Genomic DNA, 22,541 nt, shown 5'->3' with positions numbered 1-22,541 from the left:
TATAAAGGTGTAGAGGAGGATGGGATATGTACGGATTTATTGCGCGACAACCCATTTTTAACCCTGAGATGAAGACGGTGGCCTATGAGCTGCTCTTCAGAGATGGGATGACAAACCGTTTTCCGGATGTGTCGGCGGAATATGCCACTTCCAGAATGATATCAGATCAGTTTTTATGCGTGCCGTCCCAGCGCATCGCCGGGGCGCACACGTCGTTTATTAATTTCCCGTCACGAATGGTCATTGACCGCAGTGGAGAAGCGCTGGATAAAGAGAGCGTGGTCATTGAGATCCTTGAAGATGCTGTGCCAGGGGCTGAACTGCTGCAGGCCGTCAGGGAGATGAATGCGCACGGTTATCAATTTGCGCTTGATGATTTCACCCTTGCACCAGAATGGGATGCTTTTTTACCCTATATTTCAATACTGAAATTCGACGTCAGAAATTACACCTTAGCGCAAATTAAAGCGTATCTGAAAGAGCGTAAACATCTGACCGGGCATATTAAATATCTCGCTGAAAAAATTGAGACTAAAGAGGAATTCAACCAATACAGGGAAGAGGGATTCTCGCTGTTTCAGGGCTATTTTTTCTGCCGTCCGGAGGTCATTAAATATAAACGGCTCTCGCAAAATCAGCTGGCGATTTTTCGGCTGCAAATGGAGGTCGGACGCAATAAACCTGATTTTCGGATCGTCGAGTCGTTGATTAAAACCGATCTCACGCTGTCCTGGAAAATCATGCGCTACATGAAGCACACCGCATTTAAACATATTGGCGCCTGTAATTTCAGCAAGTTAACCCTGAGTGAAGTGCTCAGATACCTCGGGGAAAACCAGCTGAGACGGTTTGTTGCCGTCGTGGTCCTCGCGAGTGCGGGCAATGACACCGTCAGCGAGCTTTACCCGTTGAGTATGATGCGCGGTAAGTTCTGCGAGCTGATCGCAGAGACGATGAACGAACCGGCGCTGGCTGAAAATGCCTTCATGTGCGGCCTGTTTTCTCTGCTCGATACTCTCCTTGAGCTGCCGATGACAGAGTTGATGAAGCAAATTGCGGTGCCGCAGAGCGTGAGCAATGCGCTGTGCCACCAGGAAGGACGGTTAGCCGATATGGTGAGCCTTTGCCATTACTATGAACAGCAGCAGTGGGACGAGGCGACCAGAGTTCGTCAGGCGCTGGGTCTGTCGGATGAGGATGTGGTTGAGGCGATGAGAAAGGCGACGATCTGGGCAGGGGAGAATGCGGTCAGTTAATCCTTCCTCACGCCGTACAGACGGCGTGAGGAAGAACGCGATACCGTTTATCGGCCCGCTTTTAATTTCTGGTAATACTCTTCGTAGAGGCGGCTCGCGTCACCGACATCGTTCTGCCATTCACCTTTGCTGATGGTTTCGGCATCCGGGTAGAGCGATTTATCGTTAGCCACTTCAGGCTTCAGCAGCTTACGTGCGGCGAGGTTTGGTGTCGGGTAGCCAATTGTCTCGGCAACCTGTTTCGCCACGTCAGGGCGCAGCAGGAAGTTAATCAGCTTAAGCGCCCCTTCCACGTTTTTCGCGTTGGCCGGAATCGACAGGCTATCCATCCAGAAGATCCCACCTTCTTTCGGCCAGACCACCTCAAGCGGCGTACCGGCCTGGCGGGCCACATACGCGGAGCCGTTCCACACCATCCCCAGATTCACTTCGCCTTCCATATACGGGTTTGCCGGGTTATCAGAGTTGAATGCCGCCACGTTAGGCATCAGCTTTTTCAGCTCGTTATACGCCGCTTCAATCTCTTTTGGATCCGTGGTGTTGCCTGAGTAGCCCAGCTTGCGCAGCGCGACCTGGAACACTTCACGCGCGTCGTCGGTTAACAACAGGCTCCCTTTGTACTCAGGTTTCCACAGATCGGCCCAGCTTGTCACCGTTTTCGGATCGATGGCCTCGCTGTTCACGCCAATAGCGGTCGCACCCCAGATATACGGCACGGAGTAGTCATTATTCGGGTCGAACGGCTTGTTAAGCATCTCTGGATCGAGGTTTGAAAAATTGGTTAGCTTTGTTTTATCGATCTTCTGAATCATCCCCTCTTTGCGCATTTTGTCGACAAAGTAGGTGGAAGGAACGACCAGATCGTACGCGCCGTCTTTGTAGGTTTTCAGCTTGGCGTACATGGTTTCATTCGACTCGTAGGTCGAGTAGATAACCTTGATGCCCGTCTCCTTTGTGAACTGTTCCAGCAGGCCCGGCGGCACGTATTCGGTCCAGTTGTAGAAGTAGAGCGTTTTGCTGTCATCAGCATGCGCGGCACCCATGCCAAGCACCAGTGCCGCAGCGGCGAGCATTTTTTTCATTTCATTGTCCCCTGAGATTTTGTTTTATCACGAGCAATAACCTGGCTGGCGATCACCAGAACCAGCGAAAACACCAGCAGAATGGTCGCCAGCGCATTCACCTCAGGTGAGACGCCGACTTTCACCATCGAATAGATCTTCAACGGCAGAATTTCATAGCTCGGACCGGTGACGAAGGAGGACACGACCACGTCATCCATCGACAGGGTGAAGCTGAGTAGCCATCCGGCCGCCACGGCAGGCATCGCCAGCGGCAGGATGATTTTGCGCAGGATTGTCATCTCGCTGGCGCCCAGATCTTTCGCCGCCTCCAGCATGCGCACGTCGAACCCTTTCAGGCGCGCGAAGACGGTCACCACCACAAACGGCAGGCAGAAGGTGATATGGGAAAACAGCAGCGACCAGAAGCCAAGCTGTACGCCCAGCAGCATAAACAGCACCAGCAGCGAAATGGCCATCACGATGTCCGGTGACATCATCACCACGAACAGCATGCCGCTGACGAACGGTTTGCCGCGAAAGCGATAGCGGTACAGCGCCACGGCGGTGAGGGAGCCGATCAGCGTGGCGAAGGTGGCGGAGAAGATCGCCATCGTCAGCGAGTGCTGAGCGGCCTGCAGCAGGCTGTCATTGTTCATCAGCAGGCTGTACCAGTTGGTCGTAAACCCTTGCCAGTTGATCCCGAACCGCGAGCTGTTGAACGAGTTCACGATCAAAATAATGATCGGGATATAGAGATAGGCATAAATGGCGGTCATAAAACCGCCGCGAAGCAGTCGACCGATCATTCGAGTTCCACCTTTTTATTCAGCAAGCGTGAGGCGCGCCAGTAGACCAGCAGCATCAGGCCCATTACCACCGTCAGCGTAATGCTGGTCGCGGACCCGAACGGCCAGTCGCGGATGTTCAGGAACTGGCTTTTGATCACGTTACCGATCAGCAGGTTTTTCGCGCCGCCCATCAGATCCGACACATAGAACAAGCCCATCGCCGGGAGCATCACCAGCAGACAGCCCGCAATGATACCCGGCATCGTCAACGGGATGATAATGCGGATAAAGGTCTGCAACTTACTGGCACCCAGATCTTTTGCGGCTTCCAGCAGTGGTTTATCCAGCTTCTCAATGCTGGAGTAGAGCGGCATCACCATAAACGGCAGCAGGATATAGACCAGACCCACAATCACCGCGCTCGGGGTGAACATGATGCGGATCGGCGTATCAATCACCCCGAGCCACAGCAGAAACTCATTGAGGTAGCCCTTTGTGCTGAGGAAAATCTTCAGGCCATAAATACGGATAAGCGAGTTCGTCCAGAAGGGAACAATCAGTAAAAACAGCAGCAGGGGCCGCACCTTTTGCGGCAGACCCGCGAGGAACCATGCGAAAGGATAACCCAGCACCAGACAGGCAAGGGTGGCAATCAGCGCCATATTGAGCGAGTGCAGCAGCACGTCAAAATAGAGCGGATCGAGCAGGCGTGCGTAGTTATCCAGCGTAAAGACCAGCGAAACGAAGTTAGCGTCGTCGGGGGTCAGGAAGCTGGTGGCAACGATCATCAGGTTGGGTAAAAAGACGAACAGCACAAGCCAACCGACGATCGTGGCGATCACCACATTCTGGAATTTACTTGTGTTCTTCATCAGCCAGCACAACCTCCCAGCTTTCTACCCAGTTGATAACCATTTTCTGATCGAGAGAGTGGTCGAAGTCAGGGTCGTCTTCGTTAAAGAACTCGCTGACCATCACCATTTTGCCGTTCTCCAGCTCGACGACAGATTCCAGCGTCATCCCTTTGTAGTTGCGCTCGCGGATATAGCCGATTAACCCTTCGGCCTCGGTATTGCCGTGAATTTCATCGACGCGAAGATCTTCCGGACGCAGCAGAACGTTGAGCTTGTGTCCCTTTTCGACGGGGAAATTCACCGTGATATTGCACTCGCGTCCTTCGACGCTGGCGCGCACGCGCTGGTCATCCAGACGCTCAATCACCGTAGCGTCGAAGATATTGATCTCGCCAATGAAGCTGGCGACAAACAGATTCTTCGGCTCTTCGTAGATTTCGCGCGGCGTGCCGTCCTGCTCGATTTTGCCGTCACGCATCACCACGATGCGGTCGGACATGGTCAGGGCTTCTTCCTGATCGTGGGTCACAAAAACAAAGGTAATGCCGAGCTTGCGCTGCAGGGCTTTGAGCTCATTCTGCATCTGCTTGCGCAGCTTGTAATCGAGCGCCGAGAGGGATTCATCCAGCAGGAGCAGACGCGGCTTATTGACGACGGCGCGGGCGATGGCCACGCGCTGCTGCTGGCCGCCGGAAAGCTGATGGGGTTTACGCTGGGCAAACGTCTCAAGCTGCACCATACGCAGGGCTTCGGTGACGCGCGGTTCGATCTCGTTCGCCGGGGTTTTTTGCATCCGCAGACCAAACGCCACGTTTTCAAACACGGTCATGTGCGGGAACAGGGCATAGCTCTGAAAGACGGTATTGACGTGGCGATCTTCGGCAGGAACCCAGGTGATGTCCTGGTTTTCAAGATGGATATGGCCGTTATCGACGTTTTCCAGCCCGGCGATAAGGCGCAGTACGGTTGTTTTGCCGCAGCCAGAGGGGCCAAGCAGCGTCAGAAACTCACCGTCATTGATGGTGAGAGTGAGGTCGGAAATAACGTCTTTACCATCAAAACTTTTACGAATTCGTTCCAGTTGCACCAGCGGCGAACGTGAACGGGATTGTGTATTCAATTTTTGCGCTGTCCCATATAGACGCCTCAGGCAGCAGACTGAAGCGGGGTTTGTGTGTAACCACCTTGGTGACTCGTAATGAGGGCGGACATTCTACGGCAATCCCCTGCAATCGCCAATCCTTGTCACTGATTCATAAGCTACATTTATTAGCGCATAACGATATAAACGGAAAATATTCTCGTTTGCGGGATAAAAGTGACCTGACGCAATATTTGCGTTTTGATGCTTATTGATAATGTTGTCACAAAAAGTGAGGGTGACTGCATGGATAAATTACTTGAGCGTTTTTTACAGTACGTTTCGCTGGATACCCAATCTAAAGCGGGTGTCCGCCAGGTGCCGAGCACCGAAGGCCAGTGGAAGTTATTAAACCTGCTTAAAGAGCAGCTTGGCGCCATGGGGCTGGTCAACGTCACGTTAAGCGAGAAAGGCACTGTGATGGCAACGCTGCCGGCGAATGTCCAGGGTGATATTCCGGCGATTGGCTTTATCTCCCATGTCGACACCTCTCCGGATTTTAGCGGTAAACATGTGAACCCGCAGATTGTGGAAAATTACCGCGGCGGCGATATTGCGCTGGGCATTGGCGACGAAGTGCTCTCGCCCGTGATGTTCCCGGTGCTGCACCAGTTGCTGGGCCAGACGCTGATCACCACCGACGGCAAAACGCTGCTGGGGGCGGATGACAAGGCGGGCATTGCGGAGATCATGACGGCGCTGGCGGTACTGAAGGATAAAAACATCCCGCACGGGGATATCCGCGTGGCCTTCACGCCGGACGAAGAGGTCGGCAAGGGCGCGAAGCACTTCGACGTGGAAGCTTTTAACGCGCAGTGGGCCTATACCGTTGACGGCGGCGGCGTCGGTGAACTGGAGTATGAAAACTTCAATGCCGCGTCTGTCACGATCAAAATTGTCGGCAACAACGTTCACCCCGGTTCGGCGAAAGGCGTCATGGTGAACGCGCTGTCGCTGGCGTCGCGTATTCATGCGGAAGTCCCGGCGGAAGAGAGCCCTGAACAGACCGAAGGGTATGAAGGTTTCTATCACCTGACCAGCATCAAAGGCACCGTGGACAGCGCGCAGATGCACTACATCATCCGTGATTTCGACCGCAAAGCCTTTGAGGCGCGCAAGCGTAAGATGATGGAAATTGCGAAGAAGGTGGGCAAAGGGTTACACCCTGACTGCTATATCGAGCTGATCATCGAAGACAGCTATTACAACATGCGCGATAAGGTGATGGCGCATCCGCACATTCTCGATATCGCCCAGCAGGCGATGCGCGACTGCGATATTGAACCGCAGCTGAAGCCGATTCGCGGCGGTACCGACGGTTCTCAGCTGTCGTTTATGGGGCTGCCGTGCCCGAACCTGTTTACCGGTGGCTACAACTACCATGGTAAGCATGAGTTTGTGACGCTGGAAGGGATGGAAAAAGCGGTGAAGGTGATAGTGCGGATAGCGGAGTTGACCGCTAAACGCTAAGAAAAAGCCCGGTGGCGGCTGCGCCTTACCGGGCCTACGATCAGAATGTAGGCCGGGTAAGGCGCAGCCGCCACCCGGCATTAAGGCAAGGAATGCCCATGTCAAACTATCGTCGCCACTACGTCCCAGGCGGTACATGGTTCTTCACCGTCAACCTGCAAAACCGCCAGAGCGATTTGCTTACCCGTCATATTGATACCCTGCGTTCCGCCACCTCAACGGTTAAGCGTGCGAAGCCCTTCACCATCAACGCATGGGTAATCCTTCCTGAACATATGCACTGTATCTGGACCTTACCGGAAAGCGACAGTGACTTTTCGGCTCGCTGGCGGGATATCAAAAAGACATTTAGCCGCAACATCGACATGCGCCACATATGGCAGCCACGCTTCTGGGAGCACACCATCCGTAACGAAGAAGACTACCGGCGGCATATGGATTACGTCTACATCAATCCGCTGAAGCATGGCTATGTCAGCAAAGTCATCGACTGGCCGTATTCAACGTTTCATCGCGATGTGCGGGAAGGGTTGTATCCGGAGGATTGGGCGGGGGAAATTGAAGATTTTGCAGCGGGGGAGCGGAGATAAAAACGCCCGGTGGCGCTACGCTTACCGGGCCTACGGGATCGCGCTTTTGTAGGCCGGGTAAGGCGAAGCCGCCACCCGGCAAATATCACGACTCAGTCCTCAAAGAACCAATACCCGCTGTTGACCAGCGCGGCCAGCATTGCGAGGAAGGACGGGTCTTCCAGCGCATCGCCAAAGGTGTCGGCAGTCAGCACCAGATGGCTGGCAATGGCTTCCAGCGCCGGACGGTGTGGGGAATCCAGCTTCTCGCCGTTGACGAACACCTCCTCACCAATGCGCAGCACGCGCAACCCGCCCAGACGCGTCAGCTTGTCGCCCTGCTGAAGCGCATCATAAATCTCGTCAGCCTGATAAGGCGGCTCCGGTGGCGCAACGTCCAGCTCATGGCGTGACTGGCTAACAAACTCACCAAACCACTGTTTGAAGTGCTCCGGCTCGTTAATCAGATCCAGCATCATGCTGCGCAGCTTATCCAGTTCTTCTGGCAGAATATCCGCAGGATGCTCGCGTGCAGGCACATCAGGGTCGCTGTAACGATAGCTGCCCAGCTCGCGTTGCAGAACATAGTCGGCAAATCCGCTGATCATCTCGCGGCCGCTTGGCGCGCGGAACCCCACGGAGTAGTTGAGTGAGTTTTCCAGGGAGTAGCCTTCGTGAGGGAATCCCGGCGGAATGTAGAGAATATCACCCGGCTCCAGCTCTTCGTCGATAATCCCTTCAAACGGGTCAACCTGGAGCAGGTCCGGATGCGGGCAGTGCTGCTTCATTGGCACTTTTTCGCCCACGCGCCAGCGGCGGCGGCCCGTACCCTGAATGATAAACACGTCGTACTGGTCCAGATGCGGACCCACGCCGCCGCCAGGAACGGAGAAGGAGATCATCAGATCGTCCATGCGCCAGTCGGGCAGGGCGCGGAATGGGCTCATTAAGGCGGCAGTTGGCTCGTGCCAGTGGTTGACCGCCTGCACCAGCAGCGACCAGTTGTTTTCACCGAGGTGATCGTAGCTTTCGAAAGGACCGTGGCTGACCTGCCATTTCCCGTCCTGGTGGCTGACCAGACGGCTGTCGACTTCGTTTTCCATGGCCAGACCGGCCAATTCGTCAGGCGAGATAGGGTCGACAAAATTGCTGAACCCGCGTTTCAGAACCACCGGGCGTTTTTGCCAGTAACGTTCAATAAACTCGGGCCAGTTAAGCGTTAAGTGATAATCCATATTTTTTTATTCCGCAGGCTCTTACTGACTGGGATTATAACGGAAGCTCAGGCCCCCGGCTGCGAGATCCTCGCATTTTTCACATAACGGGTTAACTATCGTTCAATGTGGGCTGCTGGCGGCCAAAAATGACCTCCATTCTGGCGCCGCCCAGCAAGCTTTCGCTGGTTTCGATTTTTCCGTCGTACTGGTCGACAATCTCACGGGCGACGGCTAATCCTACGCCCTGGCCAGGACGTAGCGTATCGGCGCGCTGACCGCGATCGAACACCACATCACGTTTATTGCGCGGGATCCCCGGGCCATCATCCTCAACGATAATATGCAGTTCGTTTTCCGTCTGACGCGCAGATACTTCCACGAACTCCAGGCAGTATTTGCAGGCGTTATCCAGCAGATTACCCATCACTTCCATGAAGTCATTTTTTTCACCCACAAAGCTGATCTCTGGCGAGATATCGAGGCTGATGTTCACCCCTTTACGCTGATACACTTTGTTGAGGGCGGACGTAAGATTATCCAGAAGCGGGGCTACCGGGTGCAGTTCACGGCTCAGGAGCGCGCTGCCTGAACGCATGCTGGCGCGGTGTAAGTAATAGCCAATTTGCTGTGAAATACGGCTGATCTGTTCCAGCATCACCGGCTCGGCATCATCGACGCTCAGCTTCGAACTGCGCATTGAACGCAGGGTACTTTGCATGACGGCCAGCGGGGTTTTCAGGCTGTGGGTCAGGTCGGTAAGGGTGGTACGGTATTTGTCGTAGCGTTCGCGTTCACTTTTCAACAGGCGGTTGAGGTTACGCACCAGGCTGGTGAGCTCCCGGGTCGTTTCCGGGTTCAGCTTCTCGCGATGATGCTCTTCCAGTTCACGAACCTCTTTCGCCAGTGATTCAATCGGGCGCAAGCTCCACCACGCCGCCACCCACAGCAGCGGGATCACCAGCAGGAGATTCGCCGCCAGAACGTAGATGAACCAGTTCCAGACCATATAAGAACGCTTCAGCTCGACCGGAATGGTGTCTATCACCACGATGGTCAGCTGCGGCATGTTCAGCGTCGCCGGGTAAAGGTTAATCGCGACGGAGTGCGTCATCTCCGTTTCGGCGTTGTCGGCACGGATCTCGTTCAGCTTTTGCTGCAGGGAGCGATCTTCACGGATCAGCGAGCTCGTGGTGTTGAGATCGGCTTCAATTTCATGAAACCCGTTGGTTTTGAGCCAGTCCGGACGAATGCTTTTGACCAGCCAGGGGATGTCACGCTGTGCCCACAGTAATTTCCCCTTTTCGTTATAAATCAGGGCCAGCGTCGGACTCTGCTGGTTGAGGTTTTCCGGCATTTCGACGGTGATTTGGTTGTTTTCCCATTTCGCCAGGGTATAAAACAGATTGCTTTCGCCACGCAACAGCCGAAAGGTGGTTTTATCAAAGCTGACGCTGTAGCCTACCAGGGCGACCATGCCGTAGGAGAGCGACAGCACCAGCACAACGGCGGCTGTCGCCAGTAAGAAACGAACCCGCAGCGAGAGGGGCAGAATGTGGCGTAAAATCCGTCTCATTTAGCGTAATTCGAACAGGTAGCCCTGGCCACGGACGGTGGTAATCACATCCTGCGGATACTGCGCCTGAATTTTCTTACGCAAACGTCCCATCAGCACATCAATGGTATGGCTCTCGCGCAGTTCAGCATCAGGATAGAGCTGGAGCATCAAGGAATCTTTGCTCACCACTTTGCCATTGTTACGGATCAGCGTTTCCATAATGGTGTATTCGAAGGCGGTGAGCTTGATCACTTCATCATTGATCGCTAATTCCCGGCGGGAGAGATCGACCTGGAAAGGCGGGATGGAAATAACCTGTGAAGCCAGCCCACTGTTGCGGCGTAACAGCGCCTGCATGCGCGCCGCCACCTCTTCAATATGAAACGGCTTGGTGACGTAATCATCTGCACCCGCGCTGAGCACTTCAACCTTATCCTGCCAGCCTTCACGGGCGGTCAGAACCAGAACCGGCAGGGAGACATCGTGGCTGCGCCAGCGGCGAATTAACGACAGACCGTCTTCGTCAGGCAATCCTAAATCGACAATGGCGATATCCGGCAGGTGTTCATTGAGATAATAATCGGCTTCTTTTGCATCTTCAGCATCGTCCACCTGATGTCCCATCTCCTGAAGCTGCACCTTCAGGTGATGACGTAGCAATGCGTTATCCTCAACAACCAGTACGCGCATCATCTCTTCTCCCTAAATAATTGGTATGAATAGTTTAACGCTGATTATGTTGTTGTGGGGATAAACATTGAGTAAACCGGGGAAAAGCATCCCCCTTTTCGGGCGAAAAGGGGGAGAGGGGCGTTACTTCAGCTCGTCGACCATGGTGATCGCGCGGCCAATGTAGTTCGCCGGGGTCATCGCCTTCAGGCGCGTTTTCTCTTCTTCCGGCAGCGCCAGACTGTCGATAAACTGCTTCATGCCTTCGGCGTCAACGCGTTTGCCGCGGGTCAGCTCTTTCAGCTTCTCGTACGGTTTTTCGATGCCGTAACGGCGCATCACGGTCTGGATTGGCTCCGCCAGCACTTCCCAGTTGTGATCCAGCTCGTCCAGCAGACGGTCACGGTTCACTTCCAGTTTGCTTACGCCTTTCAGGGTGGACTGGTACGCGATCAGCGCGTAGCCAATACCCACGCCCAGGTTACGCAGTACCGTGGAGTCGGTCAGGTCGCGCTGCCAGCGGGATACCGGCAGTTTGCTCGCCATATGCTGCAGCACGGCGTTCGCCAGGCCCAGGTTGCCTTCGGAGTTTTCGAAGTCGATTGGGTTCACTTTATGCGGCATGGTAGAAGAGCCGATTTCACCGGCGATGGTTTTCTGCTTGAAGTGGTTCAGGGCGATGTAACCCCACACGTCACGATCGAAGTCGATCAGGATGGTGTTGAAGCGGGCGATGCAGTCAAACAGTTCGGCGATATAGTCGTGCGGCTCAATCTGGGTGGTGTACGGGTTCCACTGAATGCCCAGAGAGGTCACGAACGCTTCGCTGAACTGGTGCCAGTCCACTTCCGGATAAGCGGCGATGTGGGCGTTATAGTTACCGACCGCACCGTTGATTTTGCCGAGGATCTCAACCTGCTCCAGCTGACGGTACTGGCGCTCCATACGGTACGCGACGTTGGCCATCTCTTTACCCATCGTGGATGGGGTGGCTGGCTGGCCGTGGGTACGGGAGAGCAGCGGAAGGTCGCGGTATTCCACGGACAGCGCTTTTACCGCGTCGATGATTTTACGCCAGTAAGGCAGCAGCACCTCTTTGCGCGCGGTGGAGAGCATCAGCGCATGAGAGAGGTTGTTGATGTCTTCAGAGGTACAGGCGAAGTGAATGAACTCAGACACGGCATGCAGCGCAGGGACGCTTTCCACTTTCTCTTTCAGGAAGTACTCAACCGCTTTCACGTCGTGGTTGGTGGTGCGTTCAATGGTTTTAATGCGCGCGGCGTCTTGTTCGCTAAACTCAGCAACGATTTTATCAAGGTAATCGTTTGCCTTTTCGTCAAAAGCAGGAACTTCCTTGATTGCTGCCTGGGCGGCCAGCTTTTGCAGCCAGCGTACTTCAACCTGAACACGGAACTTCAGCAAACCATATTCGCTGAAGATCCCGCGCAGCGCGCTGACTTTATCGCCGTAGCGTCCATCGACAGGGGATACGGCGGTCAGTGAGGATAATTCCATAATTCGCAACTCCGGGAGGTTAACAATGAGCAAGAATTTGTTTTGCCTGAGTGGTCAGGCGATTACGAGAAAACATTAACTGCAGGCGGCCACCGCCAACCTGGTGCCACAGTACGGCGGCGCGGATCCCTGCCAGCAGAGACGCGCGCACCTTTGCCTGTACCTGCGGGCTTTGCAGCACGGCAGGGGATCCGGTGACCTGAATACGCGGACCCAGCGGGCTGATGACGTCAACATAAATGCCGGCCATGGCGCTGAGCAGCGTTTCGGACTGCAGGTCAAAATGGTCGAGCTGACGCTGTAACCCGGCAATACGTTCGCCCAGGGTATTGAGCGCGCCTTTTGCTGCGCTCAGCTTACGCTCCAGCACCATCAGGCTCAGCGTGTAGCGGGTCAGCTCTGCGTTTAATCCCTGACGGCTGCTGGCGTTAAGCACGCCAAGCAGGGTTTCAAGACCGAGACGAAGATTGGTTTCACTGCCGCCGAACACACCCAGGGTCGAGCCGGGGTTGAGATCGATAACGCTGTTCAGTGAAACGTGCAGGGCATCAGCGTCGCAATGACCCTGATGAGCCAGCTGTTGCACCAGACGGGCTGACTGGCAAATTCCCGCCAGCGCCAGGGTGATGTCATAGTAGTTCTTCGCCACACGGTCTCCTTTATGTGTGCAATCGTATTAAACAGCAGGCAGCGGCAGGCGCTGTTCAATGATCCCGCCGCCCAGGCAGATCTCACCGCTGTAGAAGACAGCAGACTGACCCGGGGTAACGGCTGCGACCGGCTCGTCGAAACGCACGTCAATGCGGTCGTCATCGAGCGCGGTAATGGTGCAAGGAATATCGGTCTGGCGGTAGCGTGTCTTCACCGTGCAGCGCAGCGTGCCTTTCAGCGGCTCACGATCGACCCAGTGCAGCTGCTGCGCGATAAGGCCAACGGACATCAGACGCGGATGATCGTGACCCTGGGCAACAACCAGAATATTGTTTTCGACGTCTTTGTCGACAACATACCACGGATCTTCGCTACCTTCTTTGGTCCCGCCGATACCCAGCCCTTTACGCTGGCCGAGAGTGTGGTACATGAGCCCCTGATGCTGGCCAATCTCTTCACCGTCGACGGTGACAATTTTACCCGGCTGCGCAGGCAGGTAACGGCCCAGGAAATCGCGGAATTTGCGCTCGCCGATGAAGCAGATGCCGGTAGAGTCTTTTTTCTTCGCGGTGATCAGGTCCAGCTCTTCGGCGATTTTACGCACCTGCGGCTTTTCCAGCTCGCCGACCGGGAACAGGCTCTGGGCGATTTGCTCGTGGCTCAGCGTATAGAGGAAATAACTTTGATCTTTGTTGCCGTCCAGACCGCGCAGCAGCTGGCTTTTGCCATTCACGTCTGCACGACGCACGTAGTGACCGGTCGCAATGTAGTCAGCGCCCAAATCTTCTGCGGCGAATTCCAGGAAGGCCTTAAATTTGATCTCTTTGTTGCACAGAATATCCGGGTTCGGCGTACGGCCCGCTTTGTACTCTTCGAGGAAGAGTTCAAAAACGTTGTCCCAGTATTCTGCGGCAAAGTTAACGGTGTGCAGTTCAATGCCGAGCTTATCGCATACGGCCTGCGCATCGGCGAGATCCGCGGCAGCAGTGCAGTATTCCTCGCCATCATCTTCCTCCCAGTTCTTCATGAACAGGCCCTCCACCTTATAGCCCTGTTGCTGTAACAGGTAGGCGGAAACGGAGGAATCGACACCGCCGGACATGCCGACGATCACTTTTTTCTGGCTGTTATCTGACATGGAATACTCACGACATTGAACTTCAAGGCGGCGTATTCTATCACGCCCCCCCACCATTGACACCCTCTGTAAACGGCCAGTTAAATGCGCCGATAACATCCAGCGGTAAGCGGCCAGCAGACTGCCAGCAGCGAATGCTTTCCGCAACCAGCGGCGAGCGCAGGTTTGGCGCGTTCAGGATTTCGTCGGCAGTGACCCACAGACAGCGGTCGATATCGTCATCCTGCGGCTCTGTGGCGCACGTTTCGCTAAGCTCAACGGCAAATAAAAAGCGCAGGAACGGGGTGTGATCGGGTGCGATCCACTGGTGCAGACGGATGAAGTGCTGGGGCTCAGCGTGAATGCCGGTCTCTTCCCACAGCTCGCGTTTCGCTGCCTGCAGCAGGGTCTCATTGGCTTCAAGGTGTCCGGCAGGCTGGTTCCACAGCGCTTTGCCGTTAATGCTCTCTTCGACAACAAGGAATTTACCCCGGGCGTGGACCACGCAGGCAACCGTGACATGAGGTTTAAACATAGTGACTCCTTAAGGGGTAACGTCGCGCCATTCGCCGTTTGCCAGCGTTTCCAGGGTGTAGCTACCCATGGCATAGCGAATCAGACGCAGGGTAGGGAAGCCGACGTGCGCGGTCATGCGGCGAACCTGGCGGTTGCGGCCTTCATAAAGGGTAATTTTGAGCCAGCTTGTCGGAATGGATTTGCGTTCGCGAATCGGCGGGTTACGCGGCCACAGCCACTCCGGTTCATTCACGCGTTCAATAACTGCGGGCAGGGTTGGACCGTCGTTCAACGTCACGCCGCTGCGTAATGTTGCCAGCGTCGCTTCATCCGGCTCGCCTTCCACCTGTACGAAGTAAATTTTACCGGTGCGTTTTCCGGGCTGCGTAAGCTTCGCCTGTAAAGCGCCGTCGTTGGTTAAGACCAGAAGGCCTTCGCTGTCGCGGTCCAGACGCCCGGCTGCGTAGACGCCCTGAACAGGAATATAGTCCTTCAGCGTGCTGCGCCCGGCTTCATCGGTAAACTGCGGCAAAACATCGTAGGGTTTATTGAACAAAATAACCCGCTTCGGCTGGGTTTCCTGCGGTCTTCTGGCGGCTTGTCGCGAGCTGAATCGCTCAACCCGGTGTTTTGTAAAAGAAGTTTTCTTCATGGTATTTTCAGGCGTTATCAATTGCCGCATTATAGCCTAATAACGAAGACCTTTCATGGCGCAGGACAATCAGGTACTATCGAAGGGCTCATTACAATTTATTAACATAAGATCAGTAACAACCAGAAGCGCTCGAAGGAGAGGTTAATGGAAAGCAAAGTAGTTGTTCCGGCGGAAGGTAAAAAGATCACCCTGCAAAACGGCAAGATTAACGTTCCTCACAATCCGATTATCCCGTTCATTGAAGGTGACGGTATCGGTGTAGACGTTACCCCGGCGATGCTGAAAGTGGTTGATGCCGCTGTTGAGAAAGCCTACAAAGGCGAGCGTAAAATTTCCTGGATGGAAATTTACACCGGTGAGAAATCTACTCAAGTTTATGGCCAGGACGTCTGGCTGCCAGCAGAAACGCTGGACCTGATCCGCGACTACCGCGTTGCTATTAAAGGCCCACTGACGACGCCAGTTGGCGGCGGTATCCGTTCCCTGAACGTGGCACTGCGTCAGGAGCTGGACCTGTACGTGTGTCTGCGTCCGGTTCGTTACTATCAGGGCACCCCAAGCCCGGTTAAGCACCCTGAACTGACCGACATGGTTATCTTCCGCGAAAACTCAGAAGACATCTACGCGGGCATCGAATGGAAAGCGGACTCTGCTGACGCAGAAAAAGTGATTAAATTCCTGCGCGAAGAAATGGGCGTGAAGAAAATTCGCTTCCCTGAGCATTGCGGTATCGGCATTAAGCCGTGCTCCGAAGACGGAACCAAACGTCTGGTGCGTGCAGCCATCGAATATGCAATCACCAACGACCGTGACTCTGTGACCCTGGTTCACAAAGGCAACATCATGAAGTTCACCGAAGGCGCGTTCAAAGACTGGGGCTACCAGTTGGCGAAAGAAGAGTTCGGCGGTGAGCTGATCGACGGCGGCCCATGGCAGAAGATCAAAAACCCGAACACCGGCAAAGAGATCATCATTAAAGATGTAATCGCCGATGCGTTCCTGCAGCAGATCCTGCTGCGTCCTGCAGAATACGACGTGATTGCCTGTATGAACCTGAACGGTGACTACATCTCTGACGCCCTGGCAGCACAGGTTGGCGGTATCGGTATCGCCCCTGGCGCGAACATCGGTGACGAGTGCGCCCTGTTCGAAGCGACCCACGGTACTGCACCAAAATACGCAGGTCAGGACAAAGTGAACCCAGGCTCTATCATCCTGTCCGCAGAGATGATGCTGCGTCATATGGAATGGTTCGAAGCCGCAGACCTGATCGTTAAAGGTATGGAAGGCGCGATTAACGCGAAAACCGTAACTTACGATTTCGAACGTCTGATGGAAGGCGCTAAGCTGCTGAAATGTTCAGAGTTTGGCGACGCGATTATCGCGAACATGTAATCCAGATTCTGGGTTAAACAAGAGCGGGGGCCTGAGGGTTCCCGTTTTTTTTGCCTCTGCCTGCGGGAGACAACACGATGTTAGCCACTGTCCTTATCGCTGTCGTTGCACTCATCCATCTCTACATTCTTGTGCTGGAAATGTTCCTGTGGAATACCAAAACAGGGCATAAGGCCTTTAATCTGCGTCCTGATTTTGCGCGCGACACCCGCGTGCTCGCCGCAAACCAGGGGCTGTATAACGGTTTTCTGGCGGCCGGTCTGCTCTGGAGCCTCTGGCTCGGCGAAAAGGGTATTCAGGTGGCTATCTTCTTCCTGGCCTGCGTACTGATCGCCGGGCTCTTTGGCGCAGCCACCGCCAGCCGAAAAATTCTGTATGTACAGGCCGTGCCCGCGCTCGCAGCGCTGCTTGCGTTACTCATCTGAAGCAATGCTTTGGTTGAGGTAAGGCGTCCGATATACTGATGGCTTTACCTTTACAGGTTAGCGACGAGACTGTTATGAACAACGATATCCCACTGAAATATTATGACATTGCCGATGAGTATGCGACGGAAGCCGCAGAGCAAGTCGCGGAGTCGGAGCGCGACGCGCTGGCGCATTATTTCCAGCTGCTGCTCACCCGTTTATCGAATAATGAGGAGATCAGCGAGGAGGCTCAGCAGGAGATGGCCACTGAGGCCGGGATCCGTGCGGGTCGCATTGATGATATTGCGAATTTCCTCAATCAGTGGGGAAATGAATAGTCTGCTTCAAAAACCGTTATGCTGATGCTTTGCAATACAGCTCAGCATCACGCTATCGGACCACATGCATTTTTTCCGCAGAATATGCGAAGCGGGGGCGTCGATAAACAACGCGAAAATAACGGTCAGACAAAAGAGTACCACTGGTAATAGTAAGGATAATTTCACGTTTTTAACCAAAATAAGAGTGTGCTTCAGGGTAATCTACCGCCTGATTGTGACGACTATATGTTTTTGCGTAAAAAATGGAAATGCCCGACTGGAAAAAAACGGATACGCAAGGCTTCTGATTACGGTGTGACACCGGTGAGTCGCTTCGCCAGCTCGCTGCGGGTGAGTGCTTTTGAAAAATACCATCCCTGAATCAGCGCATCGGGATATCTGCTCGCAATAAAGCGATATTGAATTTCATTTTCCACGCCCTCGAAAACAAGGGTCTTATTCAATCTCGCGAGGGCATCGCTGAAGATAGCAAAGATGTTTTGCTTATAATGCTCGCTGATGCCATCCACCAGCGACTTATCGATTTTGATCTCATCATATTCAAGCAGCGACAGGCGGGCGAGGTTTGAATTTTGCACGCCAAAATCATCTATTGATATTTTAACGCCGAGCGATTTGAGTTCCTGACAGAACCCCTCGAGGATATCTGCCGTGGAAACGGCTTTCTCAGAAAGTTCGACCTTCATCAGGGAAAGGGGAAGGTTATTGGCTAAACACTCACGGCGCAAAATGTTTATGAACTGTCCATCTTCAATTTCCGTCCGCCCAACGTTAATGGAGACTATCAGCTGATGTTTAATCGCCAGCGGGGCAATTTCTGAAAGGGATTTTCCGATAATATTATTATAATATTTTTTATACAGACCGATCTTCTTAACTAATGGAATAAACAGCTCCGGAGAGACGTCCCCGTGCTTTTGATCGCGCCATCTCGACAGAACTTCTACGCCCACGATTTTTTGATCGTGAAGGCGAATAATGGGCTGATAGTTAACGCTGATGGTATTCGTGATGACGGCTTTGATCAGCGTACGTTCCAGAGAAAAACGGTCTTCATAGATGCGGAAGATAAATAACGTTATTGCGACCCAGATAAAACAGAGAATGACCGCGAGAAGCGCAAAGATAAACGGAGGTAACGAGGCCAGCCCGGCGTTGTGATGCTTCACGATGACGCACAGGTCCCAGAAGGCGCTGCACTGTGTCAGGGTCAGGGTAAACAACGTCGAATGCAGCCAGCTCTGCTGATTTAGCGCCGTGGCGGCCGAAAAAAAGACTCTGCCGAAGTCTTTGGTGGTAGCACTGAGCGAATAGCTTGCGGTAACCGGGGTGAATTTATCGTAAGCATAGCGGGAGGTGAAGATAATAATATTGTTATAAATTGCCGCATTGCCCGTGAAAAAGTCTTTTCGCGAGAACTGGGCCAGGAGAAAGCCTCTCGGCGTTTTATGCAGTTCTGCAGGAAGTGCAACGGGCGTCGAGAGTTTCCCCCAAAAAGCGGTACAGACAATTTTTCCCTTCTCAATAAAACCGATATCGGCGAAATAAAGATTATTAAGCTTGATTTGTCTGTAGCGATCAAGGCTGGTTTTATCACATCCCTGCGTCGTGATGCTTTTGAGACCCAGCGCCACGCTTTGGGACACGTCTTCTGAATAATGTAAAAGGGTGCGGGATATTTCACGCTGTTTGCTCTTCTGCTGACCTATGATTACAGCATTGACCGCATAAAGAGACAGGAAGACCAGAAGCGTTGAAACGATAGCAACGGCAATGAGCTTTTTCATTTTCCAGATATCCAGTCCGCTCCCTGATTTCACAAATCTTAACACAGGCAGGGCAAGGAACAAGCCTGATAGTCACGTCATGTGAGTAAATGCAGGCAGGTGAACTCATACGAAAGTATCAGTTTTTTAAGACAATTCTCAGCTAAGCTATTTTCATTGTTATAAGCAATACCGGGTTAGCACAGGCTCTTCTTCCAGAACATCCATGCTTGTTTTTTCTATTAAGGAAAACATCGTGCGCAACGTGATGATCCCTATTCTTAGTGCCTTGTTTCTTTTTCTGAGCGGCATTCTGATTATTAACTGGCAGCTATGGCAGATGGCGAAGCTTAATAATAGCCATGCCGCCACGGCAAGCACTCAAAAAATAGAAAACATTCTTGCTGAAGCGGCCAGTGCGGCCAACACGGCGAAGCGCGTTGCGGCCGAAGGGTGTACCAGTAGTGTGCAGCTGGCGCTGGGGACAGAAGCCGCGCTAAAACCGCATCTGCGCGCCATCATGATCCAGCAGCAGGATAAAATCATCTGTACTTCCCTTCCCGGGAATGGCGTATTGATTATTCATCCGGAGACGCTACCCGGCGAAAAATTGATGCTGTTACCCGGCAATCGGCTGGTGAATGGCATTCCGGTACTTGTCTTCCAGATGCCTATCGCGGGAGGGCGCGTCATCGTCAGCATCAGTGACGCGCAGTTGCAGGACGTCATTGCAAGCGCAGCAAACAGCGTTGAACTGGGACTGGTTGTCGGCGAAAGCATGCTGGTTCGCAACGGTGATGTGACAGGCTGGAAAGCTGCCTCGTGGGCAGGGGCGCTTACGGCATCAACGCTGTTTCCCTTTAGCCTGGCATGGCAACCTCCTGCCTTTTTTAGCCTGACGCGGCTACTGCAACAGGGATGGAGCCTGATACTGCTTATTCTCGCGCTATCGGTGGCTGTGGGCATTTTGATCCGCCGTTACAAGGGGAAAAGCACCTCATTTGAAGACGACTTACGTAAGGCCATTTTGCAGGGGGAGATCGTGCCTTATTACCAGCCGATCGTGAACGGTGATACCGGCGGGTTGTATGGCGTTGAAGTCCTGGCAAGATGGAAGCATCCAAAATCAGGCTTTATCCCGCCGGATGTCTTTATTCCGATTGCCGAACGTAGCGGTTTGATTATTCCGCTAACCAAAGGGCTGATGGCGAAAGTCGTTACACAGCTTAAACCGCTTTTGCCTAAGCTACCGGACGGGTTTCATATCGGGGTGAACATCAGCGCCAGACACATCAATGCGCCTTCCTTCATCGGTGACTGTCGCGTCTTCGGAAAGGGATTTCAGGGTAAAGAAGTCAAACTGGTTCTCGAGGTGACCGAGCGTGAACCGCTGATCGATAATCCTCACCTGGTGGAAAACCTTAACATGCTGCATAACGCTGGCTTTGTCATTGCGCTGGATGATTTTGGTACAGGCTATTCAGGGCTGTCTTGCCTTAATGCGCTTGCCATTGATTATATTAAAATTGATAAAAGCTTTGTGAACCGGGTTTCAGATCAAAAGGACTCAACGCTCCTGCTGGACTGCGTCATTGACCTGGCGAAAAAACTCTCATTACGCATTGTGGCTGAAGGCGTAGAAACGAAAGCGCAACTGGAGTATCTCAACCGTAATGAGATAACTCTGTTGCAGGGTTATTATTTTGGTAAGCCTGTCTCCTATACTGATTTTATTAAAGTCATTTTATCTAAGCCCCGGGAGACGGTAAGTTTATAAAACGAAATTAAGACGAGCTTCTGTTGTATGCTTAAGTGCAATTCATTTTCCTCTTATCCTGAGCTTTGTTACAGTGACAAGAGTTGTCAGCCAGGGATGTCAGGCGTGATAAGGTGGAAAAGCTCGTGCATGTGAAAAATACTTTTTACACAACAACCATTACCGTCATCATTGTCTCATTGATCATCTCGCTGTCGCTTGCTGTCCAAATTGCCACGTCCAGGCAGCAGTCAGTCCAGCAAATTAATACCAGCGTTGCTAACCTGAGCCATACCCTTGATGTCTATACGGAGGGGATCATGCGCCAGAGTGAAATGTTAATTACTACCGTTTCCGACATAATCGAAATTTATGGCATGACCCCGCAGCAGGCGACCCATATTCAGCGGATGATAAATAATCAGGATAATCTTCTTACCCAGATTAATAATGTGGTTGTTTACGATGCCAGGGGCGATATCTTTACCGCTTTGCACGAAAGTTTTACCGGCCCACGCAAAGGATCGGACAGGTCATTTTTTGTCTATCACAAGGAAAATAAAAATCAGCAGATTTTTATTGGCGAGCCCGTAGTAAGCAGAACCAATGGTAAATGGGTCATCACCATTAGTCGGCGCCTTGACACCCACACCGGGGCATTTAATGGTGTGGTGGTGGTGACGCTGGGTATCGAGAATTTTCTCGCGCTCTACGGGCAGATTAATATTGGTCACGCGGGCGTCATTGGCTTAACAACTGAGTCAGGCGTGCTGCTGGTCCGTTATCCTTTTAAAAATACCTATATCGGCACGATTGTTTCTGATTCACCTCTTTTCAGGAAATACCTCAAGGTACAAAATACCGGGATAGCCAGCTCCGTTTCGCGGTTTGATAAAATCGAACGCATTTATGCCTATGAGAAAAACAGACGCTACGGGCTGGTCACCACCGTGGCCGTCAGCATTGATGAAGCCCTCTCACCGTGGCGCAAGCAGGCCATTCAACTGGCGGTACTCATTTTCGTTTTCACTGCGATACTCATCGTCGCGTCATACTTCTTGTATTCCGATTTATCCAGAAAAACCAGAGATAACAAGGCGCTGAAGATTATCGCCTCTGAGGATGCGCTGACCGGGCTTTACAACCGTCGCATTTTTGATGAAAAAATCCTCTCGGAAATCGCGCTTTGTGCCGCACATGATGCCCCAATTTCGATACTGATTGTGGACGTGGACTTCTTCAAAAAATACAACGATAACTACGGCCATCCGGAAGGGGACCGATGTCTGGCGCTGCTGGGAAACAGTCTCAGGGAGAGCCTTACCCGTGATAATCAGATCGTGGCGCGCTACGGCGGAGAGGAGTTTGCGCTGATATTGCCTGATACGGATATCCAGGAGGCGCTTCGACTGGCGCAGACGATTATACGCAATGTGTTTTCCCTGCAAATCGCGCATGCTTTTAGCCCCTTCGGGCGGGTGACGGTAAGCGTCGGAATTTCTACCGCACGTGCCGTCGACATCGCGGGCAGCCAGCAGAATATCATTATTGCCGCTGACCAGGCGCTCTACCAGGCAAAACGCGCAGGGCGTAACCGGTACGCCTTCGTTGGGGTATGAACAAAAAAAAGCCCACTCAGAAGTGGGCAAGAAATACTGGAAGCAATGTGAGCAATGTCGTACTGAATACCTGAGTGTTTCTCTCAACTATTCAGTGTTGAGAAAGATAATCTTTCTCAACAAAAGATGCAACCCCACAGTTTATGTGGCACACTCTTTTTGTTGATGAATAATTACGCACTCTCTCATTGTGATGCCAATCACAAATTTCCTTTCTGAA

21 protein-coding genes are annotated in these 22,541 nt (G+C 52.9%); 8 read left to right on the top strand and 13 right to left on the bottom strand.

The window, feature by feature from the left end:
- Positions 1-26: 26 nt before the first annotated feature.
- Positions 27-1,256, top strand: a complete 1,230-nt coding sequence (locus FU672_RS10540; RefSeq protein WP_148243211.1) for an EAL and HDOD domain-containing protein — start codon at positions 27-29, stop codon at positions 1,254-1,256.
- Positions 1,257-1,303: 47 nt separating this feature from the next.
- On the opposite strand, the gene potD is transcribed toward FU672_RS10540, so the two are convergent.
- From potD to potA, 4 genes are read right to left on the bottom strand one after another with little or no spacing between them, the layout of a single operon-like run.
- The gene (gene potD, locus FU672_RS10535; protein ID WP_148243210.1) at positions 1,304-2,338 is read right to left on the bottom strand and encodes a spermidine/putrescine ABC transporter substrate-binding protein PotD; all 1,035 of its coding nucleotides are present in this window, start codon (positions 2,336-2,338) and stop codon (positions 1,304-1,306) included.
- Complete coding sequence (potC, locus tag FU672_RS10530) at positions 2,335-3,126, bottom strand: spermidine/putrescine ABC transporter permease PotC (RefSeq protein ID WP_014169603.1); 792 nt, start codon at positions 3,124-3,126, stop codon at positions 2,335-2,337. The genes potD and potC overlap by 4 nt, the downstream gene beginning before the upstream one ends.
- On the bottom strand, positions 3,123-3,980 hold the full coding sequence (gene potB / locus FU672_RS10525) for a spermidine/putrescine ABC transporter permease PotB (protein WP_148243209.1): 858 nt from the start codon (positions 3,978-3,980) through the stop codon (positions 3,123-3,125). The genes potC and potB overlap by 4 nt, the downstream gene beginning before the upstream one ends.
- On the bottom strand, positions 3,964-5,112 hold the full coding sequence (gene potA / locus FU672_RS10520; RefSeq protein WP_187360801.1) for a spermidine/putrescine ABC transporter ATP-binding protein PotA: 1,149 nt from the start codon (positions 5,110-5,112) through the stop codon (positions 3,964-3,966). Before potA ends, potB begins: the two co-directional genes overlap by 17 nt.
- Positions 5,113-5,349: 237 nt before the next feature.
- Between potA and pepT the strand changes: the two genes are divergently transcribed.
- Together pepT and FU672_RS10510 are read left to right on the top strand one after the other, a co-directional pair.
- Entirely contained in the window at positions 5,350-6,573 is a 1,224-nt protein-coding gene (gene pepT / locus FU672_RS10515; protein WP_148243207.1) for a peptidase T, read from the top strand.
- Positions 6,574-6,671: 98 nt separating this feature from the next.
- Positions 6,672-7,163, top strand: coding sequence for an REP-associated tyrosine transposase (locus FU672_RS10510; protein ID WP_148243206.1), 492 nt, complete (start codon positions 6,672-6,674; stop codon positions 7,161-7,163).
- 92 nt (positions 7,164-7,255) lie between these two features.
- Here the strand turns inward: FU672_RS10510 and FU672_RS10505 are convergent, their stop codons facing one another.
- From FU672_RS10505 to rluE, 8 genes are all read right to left on the bottom strand, one after another.
- On the bottom strand, positions 7,256-8,377 hold the full coding sequence (locus tag FU672_RS10505) for a ribosomal protein uL16 3-hydroxylase (protein WP_148243205.1): 1,122 nt from the start codon (positions 8,375-8,377) through the stop codon (positions 7,256-7,258).
- A 91-nt stretch (positions 8,378-8,468) separates the two neighbouring features.
- Positions 8,469-9,932: a two-component system sensor histidine kinase PhoQ gene (phoQ, locus tag FU672_RS10500; RefSeq protein ID WP_148243204.1), complete on the bottom strand. Its 1,464-nt coding sequence runs from the start codon at positions 9,930-9,932 to the stop codon at positions 8,469-8,471.
- Positions 9,933-10,604, bottom strand: coding sequence for a two-component system response regulator PhoP (phoP, locus tag FU672_RS10495; protein ID WP_028019015.1), 672 nt, complete (start codon positions 10,602-10,604; stop codon positions 9,933-9,935).
- Positions 10,605-10,727: 123 nt separating this feature from the next.
- Complete coding sequence (gene purB / locus FU672_RS10490; RefSeq protein ID WP_148243203.1) at positions 10,728-12,098, bottom strand: adenylosuccinate lyase; 1,371 nt, start codon at positions 12,096-12,098, stop codon at positions 10,728-10,730.
- Between the two features lie 19 nt (positions 12,099-12,117).
- Positions 12,118-12,747, bottom strand: a complete 630-nt coding sequence (gene hflD, locus FU672_RS10485; protein ID WP_148243202.1) for a high frequency lysogenization protein HflD — start codon at positions 12,745-12,747, stop codon at positions 12,118-12,120.
- 27 nt (positions 12,748-12,774) lie between these two features.
- Positions 12,775-13,887, bottom strand: a complete 1,113-nt coding sequence (mnmA, locus tag FU672_RS10480; protein ID WP_032657963.1) for a tRNA 2-thiouridine(34) synthase MnmA — start codon at positions 13,885-13,887, stop codon at positions 12,775-12,777.
- Positions 13,888-13,927: 40 nt separating this feature from the next.
- Positions 13,928-14,401 carry an NUDIX hydrolase gene (locus tag FU672_RS10475; protein ID WP_148243201.1) on the bottom strand — a complete coding sequence of 158 codons (474 nt, stop codon included), beginning with the start codon at positions 14,399-14,401 and terminating at the stop codon, positions 13,928-13,930.
- A 9-nt stretch (positions 14,402-14,410) separates the two neighbouring features.
- Positions 14,411-15,064, bottom strand: a complete 654-nt coding sequence (gene rluE, locus FU672_RS10470) for a 23S rRNA pseudouridine(2457) synthase RluE (protein ID WP_148243200.1) — start codon at positions 15,062-15,064, stop codon at positions 14,411-14,413.
- Between the two features lie 117 nt (positions 15,065-15,181).
- Between rluE and icd the strand changes: the two genes are divergently transcribed.
- From icd to FU672_RS10455, 3 genes are all read left to right on the top strand, one after another.
- Positions 15,182-16,432, top strand: a complete 1,251-nt coding sequence (icd, locus tag FU672_RS10465; protein WP_032657958.1) for an NADP-dependent isocitrate dehydrogenase — start codon at positions 15,182-15,184, stop codon at positions 16,430-16,432.
- Between the two features lie 77 nt (positions 16,433-16,509).
- Positions 16,510-16,857: a DUF1304 domain-containing protein gene (locus FU672_RS10460; protein ID WP_032650890.1), complete on the top strand. Its 348-nt coding sequence runs from the start codon at positions 16,510-16,512 to the stop codon at positions 16,855-16,857.
- Positions 16,858-16,931: 74 nt separating this feature from the next.
- The gene (locus FU672_RS10455; protein WP_063440335.1) at positions 16,932-17,177 is read left to right on the top strand and encodes a DUF2543 family protein; all 246 of its coding nucleotides are present in this window, start codon (positions 16,932-16,934) and stop codon (positions 17,175-17,177) included.
- A 290-nt stretch (positions 17,178-17,467) separates the two neighbouring features.
- Here the strand turns inward: FU672_RS10455 and FU672_RS10450 are convergent, their stop codons facing one another.
- On the bottom strand, positions 17,468-18,967 hold the full coding sequence (locus FU672_RS10450) for an EAL domain-containing protein (RefSeq protein ID WP_148243199.1): 1,500 nt from the start codon (positions 18,965-18,967) through the stop codon (positions 17,468-17,470).
- 235 nt (positions 18,968-19,202) lie between these two features.
- Here FU672_RS10450 and pdeG point away from each other — a divergent pair, with 235 nt between their 5' ends.
- Together pdeG and FU672_RS10440 are read left to right on the top strand one after the other, a co-directional pair.
- Positions 19,203-20,723, top strand: coding sequence for a cyclic di-3',5'-guanosine monophosphate phosphodiesterase PdeG (gene pdeG, locus FU672_RS10445; RefSeq protein WP_148243198.1), 1,521 nt, complete (start codon positions 19,203-19,205; stop codon positions 20,721-20,723).
- A 113-nt stretch (positions 20,724-20,836) separates the two neighbouring features.
- Positions 20,837-22,321 carry a sensor domain-containing diguanylate cyclase gene (locus FU672_RS10440; protein ID WP_410053327.1) on the top strand — a complete coding sequence of 495 codons (1,485 nt, stop codon included), beginning with the start codon at positions 20,837-20,839 and terminating at the stop codon, positions 22,319-22,321.
- Positions 22,322-22,541: the final 220 nt, after the last annotated feature.

Source organism: Enterobacter asburiae, from assembly GCF_008080435.1.
In the GTDB taxonomy this organism is placed as follows: Bacteria; Pseudomonadota; Gammaproteobacteria; order Enterobacterales; family Enterobacteriaceae; genus Enterobacter; species Enterobacter asburiae_C.
The sequence above is the reverse complement of the archived record's forward strand: the minus strand, read 5'-3'. Positions and strand labels throughout refer to the sequence as shown.

Excerpts from the sequence above, each read along its gene's own strand:
- purB (WP_148243203.1), bottom strand. The coding sequence starts at position 12,098 with ATGGAATTATCCTCACTGACCGCCGTATCCCCTGTCGATGGACGCTAC.
- mnmA (WP_032657963.1), bottom strand. The coding sequence starts at position 13,887 with ATGTCAGATAACAGCCAGAAAAAAGTGATCGTCGGCATGTCCGGCGGT.
- icd (WP_032657958.1), top strand. The coding sequence starts at position 15,182 with ATGGAAAGCAAAGTAGTTGTTCCGGCGGAAGGTAAAAAGATCACCCTG.
- potC (WP_014169603.1), bottom strand. The coding sequence starts at position 3,126 with ATGATCGGTCGACTGCTTCGCGGCGGTTTTATGACCGCCATTTATGCC.
- FU672_RS10510 (WP_148243206.1), top strand. The coding sequence starts at position 6,672 with ATGTCAAACTATCGTCGCCACTACGTCCCAGGCGGTACATGGTTCTTC.
- FU672_RS10460 (WP_032650890.1), top strand. The coding sequence starts at position 16,510 with ATGTTAGCCACTGTCCTTATCGCTGTCGTTGCACTCATCCATCTCTAC.
- FU672_RS10540 (WP_148243211.1), top strand. The coding sequence starts at position 27 with ATGTACGGATTTATTGCGCGACAACCCATTTTTAACCCTGAGATGAAG.
- phoP (WP_028019015.1), bottom strand. The coding sequence starts at position 10,604 with ATGCGCGTACTGGTTGTTGAGGATAACGCATTGCTACGTCATCACCTG.
- FU672_RS10455 (WP_063440335.1), top strand. The coding sequence starts at position 16,932 with ATGAACAACGATATCCCACTGAAATATTATGACATTGCCGATGAGTAT.
- pepT (WP_148243207.1), top strand. The coding sequence starts at position 5,350 with ATGGATAAATTACTTGAGCGTTTTTTACAGTACGTTTCGCTGGATACC.
- FU672_RS10475 (WP_148243201.1), bottom strand. The coding sequence starts at position 14,401 with ATGTTTAAACCTCATGTCACGGTTGCCTGCGTGGTCCACGCCCGGGGT.
- rluE (WP_148243200.1), bottom strand. The coding sequence starts at position 15,064 with ATGCGGCAATTGATAACGCCTGAAAATACCATGAAGAAAACTTCTTTT.
- potD (WP_148243210.1), bottom strand. The coding sequence starts at position 2,338 with ATGAAAAAAATGCTCGCCGCTGCGGCACTGGTGCTTGGCATGGGTGCC.
- phoQ (WP_148243204.1), bottom strand. The coding sequence starts at position 9,932 with ATGAGACGGATTTTACGCCACATTCTGCCCCTCTCGCTGCGGGTTCGT.
- FU672_RS10450 (WP_148243199.1), bottom strand. The coding sequence starts at position 18,967 with ATGAAAAAGCTCATTGCCGTTGCTATCGTTTCAACGCTTCTGGTCTTC.
- potB (WP_148243209.1), bottom strand. The coding sequence starts at position 3,980 with ATGAAGAACACAAGTAAATTCCAGAATGTGGTGATCGCCACGATCGTC.
- FU672_RS10505 (WP_148243205.1), bottom strand. The coding sequence starts at position 8,377 with ATGGATTATCACTTAACGCTTAACTGGCCCGAGTTTATTGAACGTTAC.